17 protein-coding genes are annotated in these 25,614 nt (G+C 43.0%); 12 read left to right on the top strand and 5 right to left on the bottom strand.

Annotated features, from left to right (window positions below; translation table 11 throughout):
* Positions 1–171 precede the first annotated feature (171 nt).
* A complete protein-coding gene (locus tag C170_RS25545) occupies positions 172–2,472 on the top strand; it encodes a copper amine oxidase N-terminal domain-containing protein (protein ID WP_036615564.1) in 2,301 nt (766 codons plus the stop codon).
* 111 nt (positions 2,473–2,583) lie between these two features.
* Here the strand turns inward: C170_RS25545 and C170_RS25540 are convergent, their stop codons facing one another.
* Positions 2,584–3,132: a TetR/AcrR family transcriptional regulator gene (locus C170_RS25540; RefSeq protein WP_036615561.1), complete on the bottom strand. Its 549-nt coding sequence runs from the start codon at positions 3,130–3,132 to the stop codon at positions 2,584–2,586.
* 268 nt (positions 3,133–3,400) lie between these two features.
* On the opposite strand from C170_RS25540, the gene C170_RS25535 reads away from it, so the two are divergent.
* Positions 3,401–4,570: an MFS transporter gene (locus C170_RS25535; RefSeq protein ID WP_036615559.1), complete on the top strand. Its 1,170-nt coding sequence runs from the start codon at positions 3,401–3,403 to the stop codon at positions 4,568–4,570.
* 91 nt (positions 4,571–4,661) lie between these two features.
* Here C170_RS25535 and C170_RS25530 read toward each other — a convergent pair whose 3' ends face one another.
* A complete protein-coding gene (locus C170_RS25530; protein WP_036615557.1) occupies positions 4,662–5,543 on the bottom strand; it encodes a LysR family transcriptional regulator in 882 nt (293 codons plus the stop codon).
* A 179-nt stretch (positions 5,544–5,722) separates the two neighbouring features.
* On the opposite strand from C170_RS25530, the gene C170_RS25525 reads away from it, so the two are divergent.
* Complete coding sequence (locus tag C170_RS25525; protein ID WP_235200833.1) at positions 5,723–7,108, top strand: MATE family efflux transporter; 1,386 nt, start codon at positions 5,723–5,725, stop codon at positions 7,106–7,108.
* 75 nt (positions 7,109–7,183) lie between these two features.
* On the opposite strand, the gene C170_RS31710 is transcribed toward C170_RS25525, so the two are convergent.
* Positions 7,184–7,300: an IS3 family transposase gene (locus C170_RS31710; RefSeq protein WP_370511442.1), complete on the bottom strand. Its 117-nt coding sequence runs from the start codon at positions 7,298–7,300 to the stop codon at positions 7,184–7,186.
* A gap of 132 nt (positions 7,301–7,432) precedes the next feature.
* On the opposite strand from C170_RS31710, the gene C170_RS25520 reads away from it, so the two are divergent.
* The 9 genes from C170_RS25520 (at position 7,433) to C170_RS25480 (ending at position 24,462) form a co-directional block, all read left to right on the top strand.
* Positions 7,433–8,380, top strand: a complete 948-nt coding sequence (locus C170_RS25520; RefSeq protein ID WP_036615554.1) for an ABC transporter permease — start codon at positions 7,433–7,435, stop codon at positions 8,378–8,380.
* A gap of 13 nt (positions 8,381–8,393) precedes the next feature.
* Entirely contained in the window at positions 8,394–9,263 is an 870-nt protein-coding gene (locus tag C170_RS25515) for a carbohydrate ABC transporter permease (protein ID WP_036615551.1), read from the top strand.
* Positions 9,264–9,328: 65 nt separating this feature from the next.
* Positions 9,329–10,906, top strand: a complete 1,578-nt coding sequence (locus tag C170_RS25510; RefSeq protein WP_036615548.1) for an extracellular solute-binding protein — start codon at positions 9,329–9,331, stop codon at positions 10,904–10,906.
* 93 nt (positions 10,907–10,999) lie between these two features.
* Positions 11,000–12,739, top strand: a complete 1,740-nt coding sequence (locus tag C170_RS25505) for a sensor histidine kinase (protein WP_036615546.1) — start codon at positions 11,000–11,002, stop codon at positions 12,737–12,739.
* A complete protein-coding gene (locus tag C170_RS25500; protein ID WP_036615544.1) occupies positions 12,739–14,349 on the top strand; it encodes a response regulator in 1,611 nt (536 codons plus the stop codon). Before C170_RS25505 ends, C170_RS25500 begins: the two co-directional genes overlap by 1 nt.
* A gap of 96 nt (positions 14,350–14,445) precedes the next feature.
* Positions 14,446–16,677: an FAD-dependent oxidoreductase gene (locus C170_RS25495; RefSeq protein WP_036615541.1), complete on the top strand. Its 2,232-nt coding sequence runs from the start codon at positions 14,446–14,448 to the stop codon at positions 16,675–16,677.
* A gap of 17 nt (positions 16,678–16,694) precedes the next feature.
* Entirely contained in the window at positions 16,695–17,903 is a 1,209-nt protein-coding gene (locus C170_RS25490) for an SGNH/GDSL hydrolase family protein (protein ID WP_036615539.1), read from the top strand.
* 270 nt (positions 17,904–18,173) lie between these two features.
* Positions 18,174–23,237, top strand: a complete 5,064-nt coding sequence (locus tag C170_RS25485; RefSeq protein ID WP_036615537.1) for a golvesin C-terminal-like domain-containing protein — start codon at positions 18,174–18,176, stop codon at positions 23,235–23,237.
* A 337-nt stretch (positions 23,238–23,574) separates the two neighbouring features.
* Entirely contained in the window at positions 23,575–24,462 is an 888-nt protein-coding gene (locus C170_RS25480; RefSeq protein ID WP_036615535.1) for a cation diffusion facilitator family transporter, read from the top strand.
* 126 nt (positions 24,463–24,588) lie between these two features.
* Here C170_RS25480 and C170_RS25475 read toward each other — a convergent pair whose 3' ends face one another.
* Complete coding sequence (locus tag C170_RS25475; RefSeq protein WP_036615533.1) at positions 24,589–25,059, bottom strand: ferritin-like domain-containing protein; 471 nt, start codon at positions 25,057–25,059, stop codon at positions 24,589–24,591.
* A gap of 106 nt (positions 25,060–25,165) precedes the next feature.
* Entirely contained in the window at positions 25,166–25,606 is a 441-nt protein-coding gene (locus C170_RS25470) for a CBO0543 family protein (RefSeq protein ID WP_036615531.1), read from the bottom strand.
* Positions 25,607–25,614: the final 8 nt, after the last annotated feature.

The raw sequence follows: 25,614 nt of genomic DNA, 5'->3' as shown, positions 1-25,614 counted from the left end.
AATAGGCGCTTCTTATTCAAAGAACTTATAACCAAACATTGAAAAAATAGTTGCACAAAAATCCATAATTTACAATTCAATTAGAAACTTTTTCCTAAATCTAGCGTCTAATACTATGACTTTTTGAGGGGTTATACATTACTAGAGAGTAGAAGGAGCCAAAGACAACACATGAATATGAAGAAGAAATTATCCATTTTTACCGCTTTAGCCGTTTTTCAAGCATTTGCAGTTGGTTCTGTGAGTGCGCAATCAGCACCGCAAGGTGACACCGCGTCAGTAAACACAGCCAATGTAGAATCAGTTGAGGTGTTACAGCAAGAGCAGCCGATTGCAGAGCGTGAAGTGAAGACGGAGAGCAATAACAAATCTATCAATACTCCGCCCACTGAAACCAAGGACACTCAAACCTCAACCGGCACTGAGGCAACACCTAAAACAGAGAGCGAGAAACCTGCATTGGATGGGGGAGAGACGACTACAAACGAAACGGGTGAAAAACCTGTAGTTCAAGAGGAAACCCCTGAGAAGGTTGAAACGCCAGCTACGCCTGCTCAGATAGAGCAACCATCCATTGATGGAACGTCTCCTGCAGCAGCAGGTGGGAATCTGACGTTGTACATGAATAGCAACAAAATGGAGCAGGATGGAAAAACGTATCTTGCTGGACAGCCAATGGCTGTAAAAAACGGTGTATCCTATGTTGCAATCCGTGCGCTGGTTGACCGTGTGGGATACGGCGTCAAATATGATAACAAAACCAAGGAAACCATCATTATTAGTGGTGAAGATGAACTCCGATTCAAAACTAACAGCAAGGACTATACGGTAAATGGAGAGACCAGAACGATGAAAGGCCCTGCTTATCAGCAAAAAAGTACATTCATGGTGCCGTTAACTTCCATTACTCAAGCTCTGAACATCACCTATAAAGTGAATCAGTCGGCTAAAACGGTTGTGTTGAATCTTAATACAAAACCTGTTGCAAGCTTTACCATTTCCCAAAAGGAAATTTTTGCGGGTGATCAAGTAGACTACGTGACTTCTTCCAGTTCACCTAATGGAATGGATATCGTTGACGAACGCTGGACTGGTCGCCAGGATTCATTTGATCAAGCAGGTACATATACGATTTCATATCAAGTACAGGATTCCAATGGTCAATGGAGCGATCCCTATTCAACTACGATTGAAGTTTTGGCTCCTAATCTTCCTCCTGTAGCCATGTTCGCCACGGATAAAGAAGAGTATAAAATGGGCGAAAAAATAACATACACAGACCAAAGTACAGATGATGAAAATAATATTGTTAAAGCGGCGTGGGAGAACAATTCACTTGCGTTCTTTGAACCGGGTCCAAAAACGGTGACTCTTACGGTAACTGACAATCACGGTGCTACGAACACGTACTCCAAAGTCATCACCATAACCAATGAGACCTTATATTCATTTACCGATTTTAATTTACTCTTCACGCCGGTAGGACAGAAATTCACCTTTAACGGCGGCGAAGTGACTACGATGGAGAAAGTGCCTTATACGTACATGGATGAGCCAAGTTTGCTGATCCGCAGTAACAGTCCGGAAACTGTGAATACGGAAGGCATTGTATATAAAGAATCATCTTCGGGGCAGACCCGTTTCATGATTCACCACGTGAACAATACAGGCAAAAGAGTAAAAATGTATGTGATTGCAACCAATAACAATCTGAATCCAGCCGTATTTGAACAACAGAATATGGGCTTTGCCGGACCTACACCGTATGCTACCGTAGCTGGGAAATTGTCTATTGATAAATGGTTCAAGTCGATTCAGACTGGAGCGGATCAAAAGAAAGAGTACCTTCAACCTGGGGAAAGCAAACTGATTTTGACAGAACTTAATAAAACGCCGATGAAAGAAGGACAAGTAATCTCCCTCTATTCGGACGCTTATAGTGATTATTCCTTAGACTATAACGTTATCCTGGTGGAAGAAAATAAAGATCCTTTCGAGGCTTTGTCATTGCTACCTGTGCTGGATCGTGACGGAGTACACAACCGGGGTACGTACCCGAATGCGACTCGCATTATAAAGTACGATGAGCACGTGGGAATCAAACCTGCCCGTCTGCCACTTGGTGACAATTCAAGCGATCCCAATCTGGTAGGAACAGATCCGATGGCTTACACAGACGCATCCAATGCGGGTAATTTCGGCGTATTGTACAAAATTACGCTGACCAATGTTGCTCCGCGTACACTTATCTCCTTTAACCCTCGTGGAGGGAAGTACTCCGGAGTAGCTCTGGTGAACAATCAGTTGGTATCGATTGCCGATGGTAACGTTGCGGTTGCCAATTCAAGTGAACAAAGCGTGCTTTACCGCACCGGTTCAACTGGAGAGAGCGTAACCATTCTATTCTCTGCCGCGCCGGGAAGCAACCTGCCGGTCAATCTGCTCTTTACACCACTCCCATCGGAGAAGTAAAGGTATATAAAGTTTTATATCTAAATCAAAGGCAACCGAACAGGAATGATTCGGTTGCCTTTTTTTGCGTTGGAAGAAATCAGACTATAGTTGGGAATGAATCATCTTTGTTTAGGAGAGGTTATTTTCCAATAACATTCCCACTTGTTTTCCCATAACTTGAGGTGAATAGGGCATGTCATTAATAAACCACCATTCTACAATTCCTACATAAGCTGGTGAGATAAATTGAATAAGAAGCTCTTCATCTATTCCTTGTTTTTTTCCCTCGGACATATCCCAACCATTCTTAATATCGTCTGTGACAAAATCGAGGAACCTGCTACGGAAAAAAGGAGCTCCTTTACTAGTTAACATTGCTGAAAAGAATGAATAATGTTGTTCAAAATATAAAAACCATGTTGCACTACCCTCTAATGTATCCGTTTCAGCTTCCAATTCACACAATCTCTTTAATTCCTCAATATGCTCTTCAATAAGCTTATCCAGTAGATCGTACTTATCCAAGTAATGCAGATAGATCGTTCTACGATTAACATTAGCTTGATCAGCAATATCCTGAATCGTAATGTCATCAAAACTTTTTTCAGACATGAGTTCTATCACTGCTTTTTTGATAGCTTCTTGAGATTTCAAACTTCTTCTGTCCACTTTAAGCATGTACATCCACCTAACTTTCTTGAAAAGTAATTCACAATTTGAGTCGCGTTGTGTATTAATGCACGAATCCTGATGTTTTGTGGTTGTTGATACATTTTATTTATATATAATAATACACGAATGAGTATTAAGCCCTCAATGTGAATTTAAATTATTATAAATGATTACAGCCAAAAGGAGGAGAGTTTGGTTTCAATCATTTGAATATCATCTTGGGCGGAGTACAGCATGAGAAAGAGAATATGGAGCAACGGTGGGGGTAATAATCATGTCTAAACGAAATAATTTATTTATATTTATATTAACTTTGGGTGTCTTCGGAATCTTAAATACTGAAATGGGCGTTATTGGGATATTGCCTCAAATTGCTGAACAGTTCAATGTTAGCGTGTCTCAAGCAGGATTGCTAGTAAGTCTGTTTGCACTTGCAGTTGCGATATCGGGTCCCATTCTGCCTTTAGTGTTTTCGCGTTTTAATCGCAGAGGGGTAATGCTACTTGTACTCGGTGTGTTCGTGATTAGTAACATTTTCTCTATATTTGCAACAAACTTTACATTCGCAATAATTGCTCGTGTTATCCCGGCATTTTTACATCCCGTCTATATCTCGATCGCTCTGACAGCAGCAGCTAGTTCGGTTAGTGAGAAAGAGATTCCTAAAGCAGTGTCAAAAGTCATTATGGGCGTGTCTGCTGGCATTGTGCTAGGTGTACCCATCACAACTTTTATTGCCAGTATCGCTTCAATTGATGCTGCTATGACTTTTTTTGCTATCGTGAATGCAGTAGCATTCATTGGTGTATTGCTATTTGTTCCATCCATGCCTGTCAGAGAAAGGCTTTCATACGGATCTCAACTACGTGTATTGAAGAAAGCAATAACTTGGCAATCTATTGTTGCCGTTATATTTGTAAATGCAGCAACGGCTGGAGTGTATAGTTACTTCGCCGAATATCTTGCGACCATTACTCATATTTCTGGGAAAGGCCTCAGTCTAATGTTAGTTATATTTGGTGCAGCCAGTTTGTTTGGTAACGTATTAGGAGGAAGATTGCTTTCCAAAAATGCAATTAAGTCCGTAATGATCTATCCATTTGTATTTGGAGTAGTCTACATCTTCCTGTTCTTTATGGGCCAATTCACTGTCCCTATGTTCATTATTGTTGTTATATGGGGAGTGCTGTATGCAATCGCAAGCAATATTAGTCAGTATTGGATTACGTCAGCAGCTCCGGAAGCCCCTGAATTCGCGAATGGATTATTTCTAACATCTGGTAACCTGGGCGTAACCATTGGAACAACTGTTGGAGGGTTGTTTATATCAGGAATGGGGGTTCGGTACATTGTAGTAGGTGGACTGTTATTTTTGATATTGAGCCTGGCGTTTATCCTATTAAGAATTTATATGTATACTCCTAAAAAACAAATCTCTCATTGAGAATTTAACCTTTTGTTATCTTGGGGACACGTTAATAACGTGTCCTTGTTTTATTGAAGAATAACCACACTAAAGGTAAAGCGCACTTTTATTATGAACCATAGATATCCTTTATAAATTGAATAAAGTGAGCGGTAGCTGAGCTAAATATCCTATTCTTTTTCCAAGCGAGTACATGATTTGTTATTCGTTCAGGTTCAAAGGGAACAAAACATGTGCTATTACTTTCCCGGATTGTATATGATCCGCTTACACATATGGCATACCCCAGTTTCCGTTCTACCAACTGCATCGCATTAGTCAATAAATTATGGGAAGCAAAAATAGTAAGACGATCATTCTCCACACCAAGCCAACTTGCAATCTCATTCTGCACAATTGTCCGACGGGGTGGAATTAAGGGTAATGAAAGTATTTCTTGAATCCCAATGGTTGATTTCTGAGCAAGAGGATCATCTCGTCTCATCAGAATGCCCCACTTGTCCGGATAGGGTAATCGAACATAGTCATATTTTGCAGTTTCAATGGGTTCCAATAATATGCCAATATCGATATTTCCTCGATCAAGCTTTTCTCTAATGTCATCTCCATCTGCACTATACAGTTCATATTGTACTCTAGGATGCCGGTTAGAGAATTTCTCTACAATTTCTGCCAACGCTTTGGATACAATGGACTCCACACATCCAATAGAAACTACTCCACCAATTAAATCCTTTTGTTCTGCCAGATCTCTTTCTGTCTTGTCTAAGAGGGAAACGATCTCTTTTACCCGTTGCTGATACAAGAGACCGCTATCTGTTAGTGTAATCTGTCTTTTTCCTCGTATCAACAAACGCGTACCCAGTTCTTCTTCAAGATCCATAAGCTGCCTGCTTAGTGTTGGTTGCGTAATATGAAGGATTTCTGCTGCTTTTGTTATATTGCCTACTTTAGCCACAGTTAAAAAGTATTTTAAAACCCGAATATCCACAACTTATCATCCTTTCATAATGCATCGGATAAATCATTCACAGATGATTATACGATACATATTAGGCATGATACAAAATACACCATAGGTATTAGTAATTATACAGATAGGAATTTACAATGAATGGAGAACGTGACTTGAGAGTTATGTAGTGAATAATAGAATATGAGGTTGAAACTATGAATAAATCGAAAATGCCATTTTCGACCCCGTTGTTATTTACGGATAAAGATTTAATGAAAATATTTATTCCGTTAATTATTGAACAAATTTTAGCATCTTTGATCGGATTGTCAGATTCAATCATGGCAGCTTCTATAGGAGAGTCAGCCGTATCTGCAGTTTCTTTAGTCGAAATGATTATGTTACTGTTAATAAGTTTATTCGCAGCTTTAGCTATGGGTGGCACAGTGATTGTAGGGCAATATCTCGGAAAAAAACAGGAAAATCAGGCCAGAGAAGCCTCGAATCAATTAGTTTGGTTTGCTGGAGCAGCAGGGCTTGTTATTATGATTTTTATTTATCTCTTTAAAAGCTTTATTTTAGATATTCTCTTTGGCAATATCACCGACGAGGTATATAACTATGCCAACACTTATTTATTGATCATCGGAGCTTCTATTCCTTTTTTAGCTCTCTATAACGCTGGAGCTGCCATATTCAGAACGATGGGCAACTCCAAATTGCCTATGAAAATTATGCTGGCTATGAACATTCTGAATATAGCGGGCAATGTCTTGTTCATATATGGGTTCAATATGGGGATTGCAGGGATTGCTATTCCTACTTTAATTTCCAGGATAGGTGCTGCAGTATGCATTCTAATTCATCTAACAAATCCTAAGCAAATTCTTCATCTGAATAAAACCGTAAAGCATAAGTTTAATTCAATGATGATTAAACAGATCATGCGAATTGGTGTACCTTATGGAATAGAAAATGGAATATTCTATTTTGGACGATTGTTGATACTAAGTTTGGTATCTACATTTGGAACAGCTGCTATAGCTGCAAATTCGGTTGGCAGTACGATTACTTCATTGCAAGCTTTACCTGGAATGGCCATTGGTTTAGGTATGTCCATAGTCATTTCCAGATGTGTAGGTGCTGGAGATTTTACACAGGCTAGATACTATACGAAAAAGATACTTGGTATCATTTTTGTGGCACAGATTGTGAGTTCCGTGGTGAGTTTAGCCTTGTTCCCAAGTATACTGAGCATTTATAATTTTTCAGTAGAAGCAACGCAGTGGACTACTGAGATTGTGTGGAGCCATGCGATTGTCATGATATTGATTTGGCCTTTCGGCAATGCACTTCCATCGGTATTTCGGGCTGCTGGAGATGCAAAATACCCCATGCTAGTGAGTATGATTACTATGTTTTGCTGTAGAATTATGTTCGCTTATATCTTGGTATACCTATTTGATATGGGGATGTTTGCAACATGGATAGCTATCTATTGTGATTGGTTGATAAAAGGAGGGCTGTTCATTTGGAGGTATGTTAATGGGAAATGGACTACATTCCAAGCTACCGAGCTAAATGGCAGGAAAGCTGAATAATTAATCGAATTGCTTGAAGGAATGGCTTTAAGCATCGAAGTTCACAAAAGCGCTCCAAGCTGCGGCGCAACGAATTTAAGAAGCTACGGGCGTTTCCCGGTATTCAACCGAGGAACGCCCGTTTAGTCTTTTCTGGAATCGGTTCTGGTTATAGAACATAGTATATTCGCTCACTTGCTGCTCAACCTCCACTTGGCCGGGATTAGCTGTTGGAACGAGCCAGGCACACTTCCTTAAAATCTTATAAGAAATTCTTGATATTTCAGAAATTTATCCGATAGGCGGGTGCTATTATACAAATACAAACAAAGACGAGGTGATGAAATGCAAGCAAAATTGGCAGCGGACGCCATTCCCATCTCCAAAAAGCGAAAGACATGGATAAGGACGATACAAAAGCACAAAGTGATGTATGCTCTCTTATTACCAGCTTTAATTTACTTTGCGGTATTCAAATACATTCCTATGGCGGGAATTATGATTGCTTTTAAAAACTACAACCTGGCTTTGGGACTATGGGATAGCCCATGGGTGGGATTCAAAAATTTTACGGATTTTATGAACGGCGTTTATTTCTGGGACATCATGAAAAATACGATTGTTATATCGCTGTATAAGCTATTGTTCGGTTTCTCCGCGCCCATCGTACTTGCTTTACTCCTCAATGAAGTTTACAGCCAATGGTTTAAGAAAATCGTACAGACGATCACTTATTTGCCTCATTTTCTATCATGGGTCATTGTGTATGGAATTATGGTAGCATTACTAGCCCCAGGCGATGGTCTCTTTAACATGATTTTGAAGGATTTAGGTGTTGAACCCATCTCGTTTCTAACGGAACCTGCCTGGGGCAGAATGCTAATCATCTTATCTGAAGTATGGAAGGATATTGGATGGGGGGCGATTTTGTACCTTGCCGCCTTGGCAGGAATCGATCCAAGCTTATATGAAGCGGCTCGAATGGATGGTGCTTCCAAATGGAGACAGCTCTGGCATATCACGTTACCTGGTATTCGAGGAGTCATTATTCTGATGCTGATTCTTAAATTAAGCCATATCCTGGATGCAGGTTTTGACCAAATATTCATGTTTGCCAACACCTTTAACCAGGAGAAGATCGATATTATCGACACATGGGTATACCGGGAAGGGTTGGAGCGTCTTAAGATTGGCTTGGCTACTGCTGTAGGATTGTTTAAAGCTGTCATCGGATTTGCTTTAGTGTTGGCAGCAAACAAGCTCGCCAAAAAATTCGATGGGCAAATCTGGTGAGGTGGTCTTTAGAATGATCCATATGACAATCGGGGAAAAAGTCTGGCAAACCGTCGTTTATGTAGTTCTTATTATATTATCCCTACTGTGCGTGCTGCCCTTTCTATATGTGGTTGCTGTCTCCGTAACACCTGAATCGGAAGTATTAAGAAGGGGGATTGTGATTATACCAGAATCCTTTACCTTTCTGGCCTATAAAGAAGTATTCATTTCTCATGGAATCTGGCAGGCGTATAAAATTACGTTGTTCCGAACGATTGTAGGGACTGCGTTAAACGTGTTTTTTACGGTAATCGCGGCCTACCCGTTATCCAAAAAATATTTGCCCGGAAGAAGTCCATTTTTACTCTTCATTGTGTTTACCATGATGTTCAGTGGGGGATTAATTCCGACTTATTTACTAATCCGCTCTTTGGGATTGTTAAACAGTCCTTGGGTATTGATTATTCCAAATCTCATTAGTGCATTTAATCTGGTGATCATCAAAGGTTTTTTTGAACAATTACCTGGTGAAATTGAGGAATCAGCGAGGGTAGACGGTGCCAGTGAACTTCAGACGTTATGGCGGATCATTTTACCCCTGTCCTTACCCGTCCTGTCCACCATTTCCTTATTTTACGCAGTCGGGCATTGGAACAGTTATTTTGATGCCATTGTATATATCAATGATTCCAACTACATGCCACTTCAAGTGATTTTGCGCAACATTCTGCTTAACGTTGCAACTCAAAGCGCTGATTCGCTCGCCAATTCCGGGGCTGTCAGTACGTTCGCTGTGCAGATGGCTACAGTAGTTGTAACTACAGTCCCGATATTGATCGTTTATCCATTTTTGCAAAAGCATTTTACCAAAGGTGTACTCCTGGGATCCGTTAAAGGATAAAAGGTGTACCAACCTAACTTATTACGGGGAAACCGTGATAATATACAAGCAAAGGAGAGGTCAATATGCAGCGTAAAAAAATTTCATTTGCTATTCTGTCGGCAATCTTAGGACTTGGAACGCTATTGTCAGGATGTGGGGGAAATGAAGAAATTACATCGACAACTTCGGGTAATTCGCAAGGCCAGTCTGCAACCAAAATGAAAATCTCAATGTTTAACCAAGGCACTTTTAATGCTGCTGCTCCGGTACCTCCACGTGATGAAGATATTCAACGCCAAATGTTGGAAGAAGAGATGAACATCGACTTGGAGATGATGATTCCTCAGGCTGGTCAAGCAACAACCAAACTGAATACACTCATTGCAGGCGGGGATATTCCAGACTTGATCTTCTTGAAAAGTCGTGCTGATCTTGCGCAATATTACGACCAAGGTGTTCTTGCGGATTTAACACCGTATTTGGACCAATTCCCTGAACTACAGAAACGATTTGGCACCGACTCATGGGAGGCAATGTCCTATCAAGGGAAAACCATTGGAGTTCCAGGTTATGATAATGTAAACGGTATCAGTCGAAGCTTCTTCATCCGCAACGATTGGCTGAAAAAGCTGAATATGGATGTACCAACAACACCTGATGAGTTGTTCGAAGTTATGAAAGCCTTTACAGAGAAAGACCCGGATGGGAATGGTAAAAACGATACGTACGGATTCATCGGCGGTATGAATAAAGAAGGTAATCTGCAAACCTACGGCTTTGATAGCTTGATGTGGATGTTTGGTGTCAATCCTCCTTCAGCCGTTGAGATAAAAGATAATGAACCGGTATTTCTGTTTATCGATCCCAAAATGAAAGAGGCGCTTGCTTACATTAATAAAATGATGGCAGCCAAGGTGGTTGACCCGGACTGGGTGACGATGAATTCGCCTGATCTGTTGGACCAAAAGATGTTTAAGGGTAGAGTTGGCTTCATGATCAGAGATGCTCGTAGACTGGAGCCGGATTATCAACAGAAAATGAAAGAAATTAGTGGAGAGGTGCCCGAATGGATCGTTATTCCTCCGATGAAAGGTCCTTACGGGGATCAAATTGTAGAGAGAAAATCATTTCAGGGCAATTCATGGGCCATATCCGCAAAAGCGGACGAGGACAAAATCATTCGGATCTTGTCCATGTTAAATTATCTCTTTACGGATGAAGAAGCCTATCCGAACTTTGCATACGGAATTAAAGGCATCCATTGGGATGTTGTAGACGGCAAGATCAAAAATAAAACCTCCGAGTTATCGAAGGAAATGAAAGAGAAGTACCTATGGGTCGATCATTATAGAATGCCGCGCCGTGGTGATGATGCGGAGTACTTCAGCTTCCAGAATCCGAAGACAGCGGAAGCTTTCAAGGACAATCAGCAATATGTGGGGCCAACGTTGCCCGGAAATTTATTGACCCCAGACCCTAGCGATACCTTGGATGCTGACCGCACTCGTTTCATTAATGAAAGCTTGGTTAAATTTATGACGGGCAAAGAGCCTCTTTCCAACTGGGACAATTTCCTCCAGACGCTGGACACCAAGTTTGACATGCAGAAATATAAGGAAACAGCAATCCAGCAATTTAAAGAAGCCGGCCTTATCAAGTAAAAATAAACGAAGAGAGAGTGGCTATTCGTAGCCCCTCTCTTTATTAGCATATGCTATTCTTAGTTTAAAACGGAACTAAAAGGAAGATGATCGATGCGAAGAAGAATCAGCTTGCCTTTAAAATTATTTTTTATCGTATTTGCCTTTGTATTAGGCTGCATCATCTTGATAAGCCAATTGTCTTATCGTTATGTCCAAAAGGAAATAAGAACCAATGACATTTTTTACACCAATCAAATATTAGACAAGGTAGACCAGTATTTTACCGTTAATTTTTCCTCCTTCCAGACGATTCTCTTCTCAGTCGAAACATCAGTGAAAGCCAACATTAACAATACCGAAGTGATTAAAAAGCAATTAAGAGAGCTGTATGAACTCAACAGTATTTATGTCAGTAATATTTATTTGATCAAAAGCGATTTATCCATTCTGGGTGGAAGTACACCTACTCGAATATTCGATGAACCTTTATCTGAAAGAGCACCTTTATTTGATGCGGCTGACAAAAATAGAAGGACTACCTTTGTTAGTGAACCTTACAAATCGAAGTATTCCGGCTGGACCGTTACGATGGTTCGATATCTGAACGGTGCTCCGTTTCCTATGGCCATTGCGGTTGATTTGGATCTAAATGCCATTGAAGAAACCTTATTCAAGATTAATAAACAGGAACAAATGAATCTGGCTCTGATCACTGCGTCAGGTAAGATCATTGCCGGATTTTCTGAAAATAAAGGACCTCTGAATATTCAAGATCATTCTTTTTCGATCGGAGAGACGTCAGCGGAAGAAATTCTGGATACAACAGAAACAAACCTTCAACTGTCTACCAACGATGGTACTCCGGTCTCCCTTTTGAAAAAACCAACGGAGAAATTCAACTGGAGCATCATCTCGATCAACGATGAATCACGCTTAAAAGCAGCGTTGTCCAGATTGGAAACCTATTACCTCGAGCTGCTCGCTGCAGGTCTTCTTTTAAGTTTGTTCATTTCTTTTTTGGTTGCCAAATATATAAGAAAACCACTTTATACGCTCAAAACAAAAATGAAGCAGGTAGAGCAAGGCATCCTCACAACAACAATAACCATTAATCGAAACGATGAGTTTGGAGATCTTTCACGAGCATTCGATCGTATGCTTCAGCAAATTGTTGAACTGATTCGCCGAGCTGAACTTCATAATGAACTTGAGCGGAAGTTGGAAATCCAGGTGTTACAGTCTCAAATTAACCCTCATTTTCTATATAACACACTTGGTTCGATCAGCAATGTGATACGTCTCGGACAAATAGAGAAAGTAGATGTGGTGATCGGGTCGCTTATTTCATTATTGGAGTACGGGATAGACGATGCTTCTGAGAAGGTTTCCCTACGCCAGGAATTACGCAATGTAGCGGATTATATCGAGATCCAGAACATTCGGTATAACCGAAACTTCAACTTAATTGAAGATATCGAAGCAGGGTTAATGGATTTTCCGGTTTTCCGAATGCTACTGCAGCCCCTTGTGGAGAATAGCATCTTCCATGGTTACAACGGTGGGGGAATTGAGGGACCTATTACGATTCATGCGTACAGGGAGGACGGCATCGTCATCATCGAAGTTGTTGATCAAGGTGAGGGAATTCCAGCTGATAAAATAAAACATATTTTAATCTCAGAACCGAGTGAAGAGGAAGTAAAAAGAAAAAGAATCGGGCTGAACAATATTCATGGGCGAATTAGACTCCACTACGGAGATCAATTCGGGCTGGATATCATTAGCATACCTAAGGAAATAACCCGTATACGCGCTGTATTCCCGGCAGAATTGCCAAAAGGAGATGCATAATGGGGAGAGACTATACCTGCTTCATTGTTGACGATGAAGACCTGATCATTCAACGTTTGGAATTGTTTTTTAATGAACTCTCTCATAGGGATAGACGTTTTGTTCTGGTGGGCAAAGCGAATAATGGGCTGGATGGGATCGAGGAGATCATAAAACTTAAACCGGACATCGTCATATCCGATATCGTTATGCCGCGAATGGATGGAATCTCCATGATTGAGCAGCTCAAGGCGGAGCTCCCCCATACCCAGTACATACTTCTGACCGCCTATTCATCCTTCGAATACGCTCAGCGGGCGATTCAAACCAACGTATTGGAGTACATTGTAAAGGTTCCGCTGAGGGAAGCCGATTTGAATCGAGCGTTGGATAAGGCAGCCGGAATTTTAAATGAGTTTGAGAAAAAAGAGGCGGAGTTTCACTCATTAAACGTATCCGTGCTTGAAAATAAATACAGAGTCCGCAAGCAATTTTTTAACGAATTGATCCGAGGTGAAATTCCTTCTCATCGGGCATCGGATTTTGCCAATCGCATGCAGTTTCATTTCTTTCAAGCGAACTATTGCTGCTTCATCGTTGAGATGAATACGTATGAAAGTTTCCGAAATGAATACGCGGCCGCAGATCAAAACATCTTGAAGTATGCGATTACAAATATCATCGAAGAAACGGTGATGAATGGTAGCAGTGGCGTAGCTGCGGATCTGTCGGATAATCGTTTTATTGGCTTTTTATCCTGGGAAAATAACCGCAGTGATATGGAAACGGAATATGCTTGCCTATCTTTGGGAGGGCAGATCATCTCTCATTTGCATCAATATTTGAATAAAAGGGTGTCTGTCGCTTTTGGAAGTCCACACCGAGGCTGGGAATCGATCAAACAGGCGTACACGGAAGCTAAAAATGTGAGTGAGGATTTCTATTATCATACCGAGAAAGTCGTAAAAACACCGATGCATCGGTTCCAATACCATAATGACAAAAAAGCAGACTTTCAGCAGAAGCTTGCTGATTTTCTTATACGCCTGAAGAGGAAGATTTCCAAGGAAGAGCTGGACAATGCACTTGCCGATCTGTCGCAATTTGTTACCGACCATAAAATTCACAAGTCTATCATGGTGCCAATGATTAGAGACTTGTACAGAGACATTACCGTGAAATTTAAATCGGGGAATAAGATGGCCACGGAAGTTCCAGACTTCCCCATGGAATTTATGGCTTTTCAGGAGCAGCTCGCCTATATTGGTGACTTCACATTCGAATACGTGCATGCGGGCCAACTATTACATCGTGCAGAAATTATGAGTGCAATGCATTATATAGAGACAAACCTGAAACAACGTTTAACGTTGGAGGCAATTGCGGAGGAAGTGAATCTAGCGCCATCGTATTTTAGCAGCTTATTCAAAAAAACAATGAACGAAGGCGTGATCAGCTACATCAACCGTAAAAAAATCCATCTCGCCCTCGAGTTGTTAAACGTTCGGGATTATTCTTTATTGGAATTGTGCGAGGAAGTAGGTATCGTCAATGAAGGGTACTTTTGCAAACTGTTCAAAGAATACACGGGGGATACACCCAAGCAATATCGGATAAAAATGACACGGTAGGAATTCAACTAAGGATGCAAAAAATGTATGATTTTTTCGCGAAATCCTGTAAAAAAAAAGGGGCCAAAACCATTACCATGATAGGAGCATCTAATCATGGAGGTTATCAAAATGGAGCTTATGAAATCAGATGTAACCGTCATAGGTGGAGGAATTGCCGGGATATGCGCTGCCATTGCTGCCGCACGCCAAGGGTTGCTGGTTTCACTTATCAATGATCGGCCAGTTCTGGGTGGAAATGCGAGCAGCGAGGTCAGAGTTCACATTAACGGGTCGGCATATCTCGGAAACAGTCCATCCTATTATGCTCGCGAAGGCGGGTTGGTGGAAGAACTCAAACTGAAGATCTTTCATTATAATCCGTTATACAACAAAAAACTTATGCTTTCACTTTCGGATACGGTCTTGCTTGACATGGTTTATGATGAACCCAACATTTCTCTATTTCTGAATACATGTGTGCATGAAACGGGCATGGAGAACGGCAGAATTCAATGGGTGGAGGGCCTTCAATTGGCTTCCGAAAGAAAATTTCGTTTTGAAAGCCCAACCTATATCGATTGCTCCGGTGATGGAATTGTTGGATACCAAGCAGGTGCTCACTTCCGATGGGGAAGAGAGGCGAAGCATGAATACCAGGAGGAGCTCGCTCCAGAAGTGGCAGATCATTACACGATGGGTGATACGATTCTGTTTCAAGCCCGTGACGTAAACTATTCCGTTCCTTACAAAAGGCCAGGCTTTGCGTATGATATTACGAAGCTGGAGTTTTTTGATAGTATCAGAAAAGGATTAAACCATCGATCTTTTCCAAGGAAAATCAACGGGCTTGGCGGATTGTGGTGGCTGGAATACGGCGGACATATGGATATTATCAAGAATAATGAAGACATCGCCTTGGAACTGCGGAAATTGGTGTACGGGATCTGGGATTATATCAAAAATAGCGGTGAGTTTGATGATGTAGACAACCTTATCCTGGATTATGTATGCCCGATTCCGGGAAAGCGAGAGTCGAGACGGTTTATAGGTGAACACATGCTGTCTCAGAACGATCTTACAACAAAGACTCATCTCGAAGATGCGGTATCCGTCGGAGGCTGGTATATGGATCTGCATGCAAATAAAGGCATCTACGATGAAGGGCCGGCTACAGCATGGAATTTTGTGCCGGGATTGTATAATATCCCGTTTCGCAGCTTATTTTCACGCAATATTCCTAATCTCATGTTCGCTGGCCGTAATATAAGCGCTACACATGTGGCTTTTGGATCTACAAGGGTGATGGCAACCTGTGGTTGTATGGGGCAGGCGGTAGGAACGGCTGCTGCGTTATGCGTAAAATATGATACAGACCCTGCGGACATCGTCAAAGCACATATGGATGAGCTTCAGACGCAGCTGCTTCGCGACGGGCAAACGATTGTAGGGCTTCAAGAGCCGTTGGATCCTTATTTCGCAGACGGATTAACGATTCGTGCCTCGTCTCAGCGAAGCTATGAACAAATTCATCCAACCGAAGAAATCTCCTTGGAGAAAGCGTTATGTTTGGTCTTGCCGATTAAGACACCCGTGGTTGAAAGCCTGCAGATCAAAATTAAAAATAGATCCGAGCATTCGGAAACGTTGCAAGTGAAGCTGTTTGGCGGGGATCGAAAGGAAAACTATATTCCCACCAGCGAGCTGAAAGGCTACAACTTGGTGATTTCAGCGGGTCACGATGACTGGATTACACTGGAACTCAGCTGCAAGAAGCCAGCAGACGACAAAATCTATATCGTATTGGAAGGTACGGCGAGCCTTACCGTACACAACAATGAAGAGAAAATGACTGGAGCGGTGAGCTTCCTTTATAGACCGGAAGAGCCATCCAGGCTGAAGAAGCTTAATAAGAGCATTTGCTTCAAAGACCTGATACCATCCCAGGATATGTATAATCCCGCGAATGTCGTCAACGGTTTCTCCAGACCTTATGGTCTGCCTAACGGCTGGATTTCGGAACGTACGGAAGGACAGGAATGGTTGGAATTTGGTTTTGCAAGCCCCAAGAATCTGGATGAAATCCATCTTGTTTTCAATTCGCAGCTGAATTTGGAACATTTCGACGATCCGATCGAGCCACTGATCCAGGATTATGATGTGACCTTAACCTTAGAAGATGGAAGCGAGAGAGAAATTAAAATCCGCGGTAATTATCTTTCGTTGAACAAACATAAAGTGCATGCCAACGGTGTAACCCGAATCCGGTTTGATTTCTGTGCAACGTATGGTTCGCCATATTATGAAGTGTTTGCTGTAAAACTTTTTGCTCCTAAAAACGCTAAGTGAGGGCGGGTGAAGTCGTGATGAAGGAATTTTTCCCACGAAGAGGGCTGCCTAATGTCATTCAAAAGTTGGAAAATGGAGAAACCGCGACCATCGTTTATTTTGGCGGTAGTAATACACGTTCTGAAGGATACAGGGTCATGACGGCGGATTGGCTGCAAGGGCAATATCCCCATGCGAATATCCGCGCTGTGAACGCAGGCATTGATGGGACCGGATCGGACCTCGGCTGCGCCCGTTTGGAGACGGATGTACTGCGTCATCAGCCTGATCTCGTATTTGTTGAATTCGTTGGAAACGATGGGGGAGTGCCCGAATCCAAAGCGCGGATCGAAGGCATTGTGCGACAGATTCGCAAGCGGAGCCGGTTTACCGATATCCTGTTTGTATATACGGTTAAGGAGCGGGATTTGACTTCATTTCAATCCGGCGAATACCAGAAGGGCGCTCTTATGCAAGAGGAAGTCGCCGACTATTACGGCATTCCTTCGATTCATCTGGGCGTAGCGGTCAGTCAATTGGTTTCGGATGGAAAGCTCATTTTCACCTCAGGGGCAGATGTGTCCATTCCCGGAGCCGTTATTTTCACGCATGATTCGATCCATCCGACAATTCCCGAAGGACACCAGATTTACACGGACACAATCACACGGTCATTTAAGAAAATCAGTGAACTTCGAGATCACGTAGGAAAAGTCGAACATCACTTGCCGCAGGACCCCTTGGTCCCGGCCAATCCTTGGGAGTATGCAACCATGTTGCCACTGGATCGTCTTACTCATTTCTCCGCAGGGTGGTCTTACGTGACCCCTGATGATTTTCCTTTAGTGCGTGAGTACGATTGGTTGTTCCCCGGTCTGTGGCGAGCAGTTGATCCTGGAGAGGCGATCACAGTGGAGTTTGAGGGTACCCACATCGGGCTATTTGATATCGGGGGGCCGGATTCTGGCAGATTGAAGGTGACTGTGGATGGAGGGGAACCCTTCCTTGTTGATCGATTCACGCTCTACAACGATCATAATAGAAATCAATATATTTTCTTGCCGGAGCTACCAAATGGGAAACATACAGTTCTCTTGGAGATCGATCACGAGAAAACTGACAAAGCGGCCGTGTTTGAGGCAAGTGGTAATGAACGAGGTATGGAACATGTTCGGCAACATCCAGCTTGGTATGATCAAACCGTCATTCAGCTTGGAAAGTTGTTATTGGTGCAGCCGCCTTTATAATTGATAAGTCCTCTTGGAACACTTGAAAGACCTATATTCTATCTGACTGCAACTGAGCAATCAATTAGGATGTAGGTTTCTTTTTTTACTTAAAATCGTATAAGAAATTCTTAAAATGAAAGAAATTTCACCGTCATGTAACATGCTAAGATAAAAACGACAGAGCGGAATTAGACAGAAGGGGAAGGTTAATTGCTTTTTTACAATCATTTGAGCAAAAGGCAATGCATTTATGGAAGCGTTATCATTTAAGGAGAGGCTGTGAATTGTATGGTCAAAAGGAAGCTGCTTTTCTTCATCGTTTTCATGTTGACGGTCGTAGTTCCTTCCAGCCTGATCGGAATAAGGGCCGCTGATGCGGAGACCTTACCTTATCAGACGATTATCATCGATGACGGGAGTATCAAGATCAATGATGTTGTGACACCTGATGCGGGTAACGAGAACAATGGATATGTGGCTCCAAATTGGACTACAAGCACAGGGGTGAAGGGGTATGATCTTTCCAGCACCAAATATACGAGTACAGCAGGCAGAACGATAACATGGAATCCACGCTTGGAAGAAGGAACGGCGAAAATATCGTTTTATAAGTTGGATTGGGCGGATAAGGCTGATAGCAATGTAAAAATCGAAATTGTTCATAATGGAACAACGGATGTAGTCTTTATGGATCTAAGACCCTCATCTGGCGCTCCAGCAGGGTGGGTTGATTTGGGAGAGTACTATTTTTCTGGAGTTGGTGAAGAATTCGTTCAATTGACCCGTTCTACCGGCACCACAAACACGATCCTTACACGCGCGGATGCGGTCAAGTTCGAAGGGAATATAACGCAGAAAGAGCCACATAAGACAATCATCATTGATGATGGGAGCCTCACAATTGATCATTTCGTTACGGTTGATTCCGGCAACGCTAATAACGGATTCTCCGCTCCATATTGGAGCACAAGCGCGGGAGTGAAGGGATACAATAATTCCAGTTCCAAATTTACAGACGCTGTAGGTAGAAGCATCACCTGGAATCCACGCTTGGAAGCAGGGACGGCGAGAATATCGTTCTATAAGCTGGATTGGGCGGATAAAGCAGATAGTAATGTGAAAATTGAGATTGTTCATAACGGGATTACGGATGTTAAGTTTATGGATCTAAGACCTTCGTCAGGTCCATCGGTTGGATGGGTGGATCTGGGGGAGTATGAGTTTAGTGGTAATGATAGCGAATTTGTCAGGCTGACTCGAACACAGCCTTCTACGGGTACAATTATTACGCGGGCTGATGCAGTCAAGTTCGAGGGAAATATCCGTCAACAGGCACCACCGTTGCCCCCGCTGCGGAGCCGCACATTAACGAATCTCAGTTACACAGAAAAAGGCAGCATCGAAAATGCTAACTACAAGGCAACCTTCTATGAGGCAGCATGGGATGGAGGCAAATCCATCGTTCGTGACATGTTCTACAAGAACACGGAAACGGGAAACTGGATGCCAATCAATAATGAATCGGAAAGACTTGAGGAGCAATGGGTTTTATTAGATGGGAACGCGGGCAGCAGAACCAATTACTACGATACGATGAACAAACGCTGGATTACATTCGACGGGGTCCATTTTCCAGACAGCCAGACGGCGGTATTAACCGATTCTCGGCATGGCAGTGATTACGATTTTGAAGTGAACTGGTCCATGGCAGGGGATAAACCAGATGTTTCTTTTGCCTTTACGCCTCGCCGCGACGGCAATTATGTGATTGGATATCAGTCCTTCACAACAGAGGCAGTCTCGGGCATCAATGAAGTGTTAAATGGATTCAGGTCACATGCCAAAATGGTAGGTACGGTGGAATCAACAAGTTTAAGAGAGCTGAGCGCTCCGATGAGCCTGGTTGAGAAAAATGATGGTTCAGGAAATCCATTGACGTATGGCGTATTTGTACCTTCGGCAGAGCTTCCGGTTGAATTTGAACCGACGGGAGGTGTTACGAAACAACGGCTTGGCATGAGCCTGGTTAACAACGAAGGCAGCGTGCAGCCAATCCTGTATGCGCCTCAATTAGGGACTTATTCGCAAATGACCGCAGAAAGCACTTATCAATTTCATATGGGGCTAATCGCTCAAAAAAGCAATCTATATGAGTCCTACGTGGATATTCTTCGCAATGAGTACGATTATTCGGCATACCGGGAAAATGTGTCAGATCAGTCGCTTACTGACGCGATGTTTAATATGATTGATCTACTTAAAATTGAGCCGCAAGGGGACGACTCTGTGAATTATGTACCATCACCCAGCGGGTGGTGGAGCCGTGCCAAGGGTTTTATCGATATCGAAAACGAGGATAGCGTCCGAACAAGCTCGAATGCGGTTCTTTTGGGGGCTTATTATTTAACTGGAGATGACCAGCTATATGATACGAGAGCACTGCCGTCCGTCCAGTATGGCGTATCCCGAAATGGTATAGGTTGGTCACCAACGCAGAAAAAAGTATACGGTGTGCCTTCGTTATGGAAAATGGCTACTCTGCCGTTTGATGTTTCAAGCGTAGCCGCTGTCAATCAGATGATGGGCACTTCGGCAGGAATTGGGGCATTGGCACAGGAAGAGTATCTTGTGCGTGACCCGGATCAAAAAGACCGTGGGCCTGTCATTCAGCCCCTGATGATGTATCGGATGACGGGAGATGCACAGTATTTGCAAGCTGCGAAGGATGCAGCCGACAGTTATATCACGCAACATATCGATACGCCTGCATCCGTCGATGTGAGTAAAAATGAGTTCATTTATTATTACAGCAAGCTGTGGATGGAGATCTTGGAGCTTTATGAGGAAACTCAGGATCCCAAATACTTGGATGCCGCCTATAAGGAAGCCAAACGGTATGCAACGATGTTTGTTGCTCGTCCAGTTCCTGAAGGTAACGTTACGATTCCTCAGCCGGAGACATATAATTACGCGGAGTCGTTCCATTGGCCGGAAAGTGGGAAATTTCAATATCCTAGGCTCAAGCTTCCAGAAGATATTGCCGGAGGCGTTCAAGCGGAGCGTTGGCTTGTTTCACCGAGCGGACTGACGTTTGAAGCAGGAAGTACAACCGGCTATTATCGGATGAATGCTCAGGAAGCTCCGTTCATGCTGAGATTGTCGCTCTATACAGGGGATGAACTGCTGCAGGATATTGCTCATAATGCGGTTATTGGACGATATTCCAGTTATCCAGGTTATTATTATAAAGGCTTCGCCGTTAGCCAACTTGAACCGGACTTTCCACTGGAAGGCCCCAGCGGGGCTACATCCATCTATTACCACCATATTCCGGGGCAGCTCGGGCAAACGATGGATTATTTGATCAGCGAACAATCATTGAAATCGAACGGCAGTATTACGTTTCCTTCCGTTTTTGAAACGAATTTTTTATGGTTCAAATATCACCTCTATGGGAATAAACCAGGTCAATTTTATGGTAACTCCGACGTTTGGCTTTGGATGCCTAAGGGGATTATTAAGACCAACCATCCTCAATTGAATTGGATAACGGGTGAGAGCGGGGATAAATTCTACATCGGATTAAGCAATGCATCGTCTGAAGAAGTTCAGACTCCGATTGAATTGAATGAACAGATCATTGGATTCAATCCGGCGCAGGATTATACCGTAACGATCATCCGCGACAATGGCACACCAGAGCAAACGGTAATGAGTGGCGGAATCATTCAAGCTACGGTTTCAAGCAAGGGAATCACCGCGATCATTGTCGAGGGACTCGATATTGATGTACCGCTGCATCAGGTTAGAACGGCTGATACATCGGATGCAAGCTATTTTTTCGACATCCACAGTCCAATTGATGCGGTTAAAGGCATGCTGATGGTTAAGCCCGACGAAACGGTCTATGATGCTTATGTGCAGGCCAAAACGACAAAACCAGCGACAATCCATTATTCCTTGGATGGCGGGGCCACGTACACGACCATCCCAGATACGATATACCCGATGGAATGGTCGATACGAGTGAATGATTTATCCCAAACTTTCACGTATTACGTGGAATCGGAGGGGAAACAGACCCGCAAGCGGACACTTTATCTGCCTGATCAGGTAACGGAAACTCCAGTCCAACCCGATGGGCAGGATAGCTCAACCATCATTGTGGATAATACAGAGGCGGAGACAGAAGGCGTCTGGATAAGGGATACGACGGCTAACGATTATTATTATGATAACTATGTGTATGCCAAATCTACGACCGGCACAGCGACAAGCAAAATGAGATGGCGGCCTGAGCTGCCAGAAAGTGTCACTTACAGTGTGTATTACAAGATTCCGCAAATCACTGTTGCGAGTGAAAATTGGGCAACAAATGTCTCATTTACCGTTTATCATAGCGGAGGCTCCGAGACGGTGACAGTTGATGAGACAACAGCGAATGGTACTTGGGTGCACCTGGGGGATTATCCTTTTGCTGAAGGCGATAGCGGGTACGTAGAACTAACCAATAAGGCCAACAAGTCCAGAGTCGTTGCCGATGCAATCATGTGGGTGGACCCAAACAGGATACCGCAATTGGAGTCTGCTGTGATCATATCCGATCGGAACGAGCTGCAGATGACTCAAACCGCACAACTGAGCGTAACCGGTTATTTGGATAACGGTTTGGTCGGTGATCTTACACAGGCCGATGTGCAATATTTCGTTGATCGTACGGATCTGGCCGAAGTGAATAGCAGTGGGGTGTTGACCCTTCTTAATCTTGATGGAGACACGGATCACATTGAGGTATGGGCTACGGTTACGATTGACGGAGTGACCTTAACCACACCACCTTTGAACATCACGATCAGGGACCTAACGGTTATCGTCGATAGTACAAATACAACGGGGTTATACACGACAGAAGGGTCGTGGAGCCAAAGCAATTTAGCCGGATACAAAATTGGGGTTAAATCCCGCTATTCAACAGTTCAAGGATCATCAGCAACGTGGAAAAGCGAGTTTCCAGAGGGGAAATATACGGTCTCGATCTACAAACTTGTCCATACGACGGCCAACGATAATAATGTCAAAGTGGAAGTGAAGCATAAAACGGGTACCGAGGTCATCTATATGGATGCAACGGTCGGCTCATCGGGTTGGGTTAATCTGGGAACGTTCGACTTTACGGGTGACGGCAGCGAGTATGTCCGGTTAACCAGAGTTACACCTACAACGGTAGACCCGCCAACGCTTCCTGCGGATATGATCTATACGAGGGTTGACGCTGTTATGTTCGAACGGCATTCCGATGATTCGGAGCTGCTTGCAAATGAGGTGCAAGGTGAACCGACACTTTCTGAATGAGGGCAGTGAATTATGAATGGAAGTGGAACAACGGTAAGTGATGTTATACAAATGATTGCAAAATAACGTTAAGAGCCGAGTGGATCAAAACGATCCATTTGGCTCTTTTTGTCTAAGTGCAAGAAAGTGTGTTTACAAGGGAAGCAGTCGGCCACCTTCCTCTTACCACCCATTATTCATTTAAGTTTGCCAAATCCAACTTTTTTGGATGCTCGTAAAAAAATTGCCGCGTTCAGATTATGTTTCGTCACACTCAAAACGTTTCTCTAGACCCACACAAATCTTCAATGGTACCATCATACACGTGCTTGAATTGAAGATTGCAGGAGGATATCATGTGGATCAACTTAAATACGATAATCTAAAGCTGGGGGAGCGCGGAGCTATCATCAGCATTATCGCCTACATATGTTTGACCGTATTAAAACTGATCGTTGGCAATATGGCCGGATCAGAAGCACTCAAGGCGGATGGATTAAACAATGCGACCGATATTGTGGCCTCAATAGCTGTACTGATCGGTTTGAAGCTTGCCCAACGCCCAGCAGACACAGATCATACATATGGTCACTGGAGAGCAGAGACCGTTGCGTCACTTGTTGCTTCTTTCATTATGATGGCAGTAGGTTTACAAGTACTGTTTCAAGCCATTGGTTCTGTGTTTCAGGGTACACATGAATCTCCGGATATCATCGCTGCGTACACAGGCATTTTCTGCGCGGTTGTCATGTATCTGGTCTATCGCTATAACAAGAGACTTGCTTCCCGTATTAAAAGTCAGGCAGTCATGGCTGCGGCTCGTGATAACATTTCCGATGCCTGGGTGAGCACCGGTACGGTCATTGGGATCGTGGGTTCCCAGTTCGGCCTCCCATGGCTGGACCCTGTAACGGCTGTCATCGTCGGTTTCCTGATCTGCAAGACCGCTTGGGACATTTTCAAGGAAGCCACACATCATCTGACGGATGGTTTTGATGTTGAACTGATTCAGGAGTACAAAAAAACGATTGCCGGAATTGACAGCGTAGAGACAGTTAAAGACGTGAGAGCGCGGAATTATGGCAATAACGTTGTAGTAGACGTTGTCATAACAGTCCATGCTGAGCTGGATCTTCAACAAGCACACGATATCTGTACAGACGTGGAGAACGAGTTAATGGAGGAACATGACGTATACACCGTTCACGTTCATGTGGAACCTGATACGTTGGAAGAGTGCATTTAAACTCAGGATTATAAAAGAGCGACTCGGCAAAGCAAAAAACCAGTGAGCTTTAATTATTCACTGGTTTTTTGCTGATTTCAATTTTCATTTTTAAAAGAATACGCGCGTTGTTTATCCCATACATGACTATCTCGGCAAATTATAGGTAATCAGATTGTTATATTTATCCGCATGTTTCTGTTCGTCCAGGATGATTCCCCACACCGTGTCTTTATATATGCCATAAGGGAGACCAAACCATATTTTTCTATACTTTTCCACGGCCGCCAATTCACCCTGAAACGCCTTTTGCAGTCCGGCAAGATAAGAGGTGACCGTCTCAACCGGCTCACTGCTTATGCCCATAATCTCCTGACCTGTCAGATCCTTGTACATTTGGCGGAACATTTGATTATGTCCTCGTTCATCATTGCGGATGCTCGTGATGATGGCAGCCTGATTGGCATCAGGTGACAACTGAATCAGTGAATCATAGAACACCTCATCGTTTCGTTCTCCTTGCACAGCCGTTTTGATTAATTCAAGTGCTTCGGCTGATGATGTTGCCCATACCGGAGTAAAAGTGTACCTGTAACCATAAGGATATGCCACATACATTAAGAATCCCTCCAAGACAAATATGAGTTAAGATATGCACGTATGCCCATCAGCGTTAACCCATATCATCTGTCCTGCCTTATTTGTGGAAAGCTTCAGTAAAACTTCACTTGGTATACCTCAATATTTTACTGTAACCATAAGCAAGAACAAATGGCAGGAGGTATGACACAAAGGTCCAAATTATGTTCCATCCATTAAAATAGATGACATGCCCCATCATTTTGGCAACCCATTCGATTAATGTCAGCGACAATGATGCAACAAGAATCGCCAACCATGGCTTGGTGCCTTTTTCTGAAATCATATACATCATCAGGCAACCAGCGATCGGATAGACTCCAAGATCCATTGGAAGAGCAGCCAAGGATTGATTATGAGTATTCGGCAGAATATTCCAGAAGTAATTAAACCCGATATTGTTGATGGATGCTGAAATAGCCACACCAAGTGGATAATATAGAATAAGGATTGTAAAGTTCCGACGCAGAATCCATACACCCAATATAATGGGAATGACCATACCCAACAGAATGTTTCCTAACATGCCATTTT

The sequence above is a fragment of the Paenibacillus sp. FSL H7-689 genome, assembly GCF_000517905.1.
Taxonomy (GTDB): domain Bacteria; phylum Bacillota; class Bacilli; order Paenibacillales; family Paenibacillaceae; genus Paenibacillus; species Paenibacillus amylolyticus.
The sequence above is the reverse complement of the archived record's forward strand: the minus strand, read 5'-3'. Positions and strand labels throughout refer to the sequence as shown.

Bases quoted from the DNA above. Each gene is read 5' to 3' on its own strand.
- C170_RS25545 (WP_036615564.1), top strand. From the start codon at position 172: ATGAATATGAAGAAGAAATTATCCATTTTTACCGCTTTAGCCGTTTTT.
- C170_RS25540 (WP_036615561.1), bottom strand. From the start codon at position 3,132: ATGCTTAAAGTGGACAGAAGAAGTTTGAAATCTCAAGAAGCTATCAAA.
- C170_RS25535 (WP_036615559.1), top strand. From the start codon at position 3,401: ATGTCTAAACGAAATAATTTATTTATATTTATATTAACTTTGGGTGTC.
- C170_RS25525 (WP_235200833.1), top strand. From the start codon at position 5,723: ATGAATAAATCGAAAATGCCATTTTCGACCCCGTTGTTATTTACGGAT.
- C170_RS25520 (WP_036615554.1), top strand. From the start codon at position 7,433: ATGCAAGCAAAATTGGCAGCGGACGCCATTCCCATCTCCAAAAAGCGA.
- C170_RS25515 (WP_036615551.1), top strand. From the start codon at position 8,394: ATGATCCATATGACAATCGGGGAAAAAGTCTGGCAAACCGTCGTTTAT.
- C170_RS25510 (WP_036615548.1), top strand. From the start codon at position 9,329: ATGCAGCGTAAAAAAATTTCATTTGCTATTCTGTCGGCAATCTTAGGA.
- C170_RS25505 (WP_036615546.1), top strand. From the start codon at position 11,000: ATGCGAAGAAGAATCAGCTTGCCTTTAAAATTATTTTTTATCGTATTT.
- C170_RS25500 (WP_036615544.1), top strand. From the start codon at position 12,739: ATGGGGAGAGACTATACCTGCTTCATTGTTGACGATGAAGACCTGATC.
- C170_RS25495 (WP_036615541.1), top strand. From the start codon at position 14,446: ATGGAGGTTATCAAAATGGAGCTTATGAAATCAGATGTAACCGTCATA.
- C170_RS25490 (WP_036615539.1), top strand. From the start codon at position 16,695: ATGAAGGAATTTTTCCCACGAAGAGGGCTGCCTAATGTCATTCAAAAG.
- C170_RS25485 (WP_036615537.1), top strand. From the start codon at position 18,174: ATGGTCAAAAGGAAGCTGCTTTTCTTCATCGTTTTCATGTTGACGGTC.
- C170_RS25475 (WP_036615533.1), bottom strand. From the start codon at position 25,059: ATGTATGTGGCATATCCTTATGGTTACAGGTACACTTTTACTCCGGTA.
- C170_RS25470 (WP_036615531.1), bottom strand. From the start codon at position 25,606: ATGTTAGGAAACATTCTGTTGGGTATGGTCATTCCCATTATATTGGGT.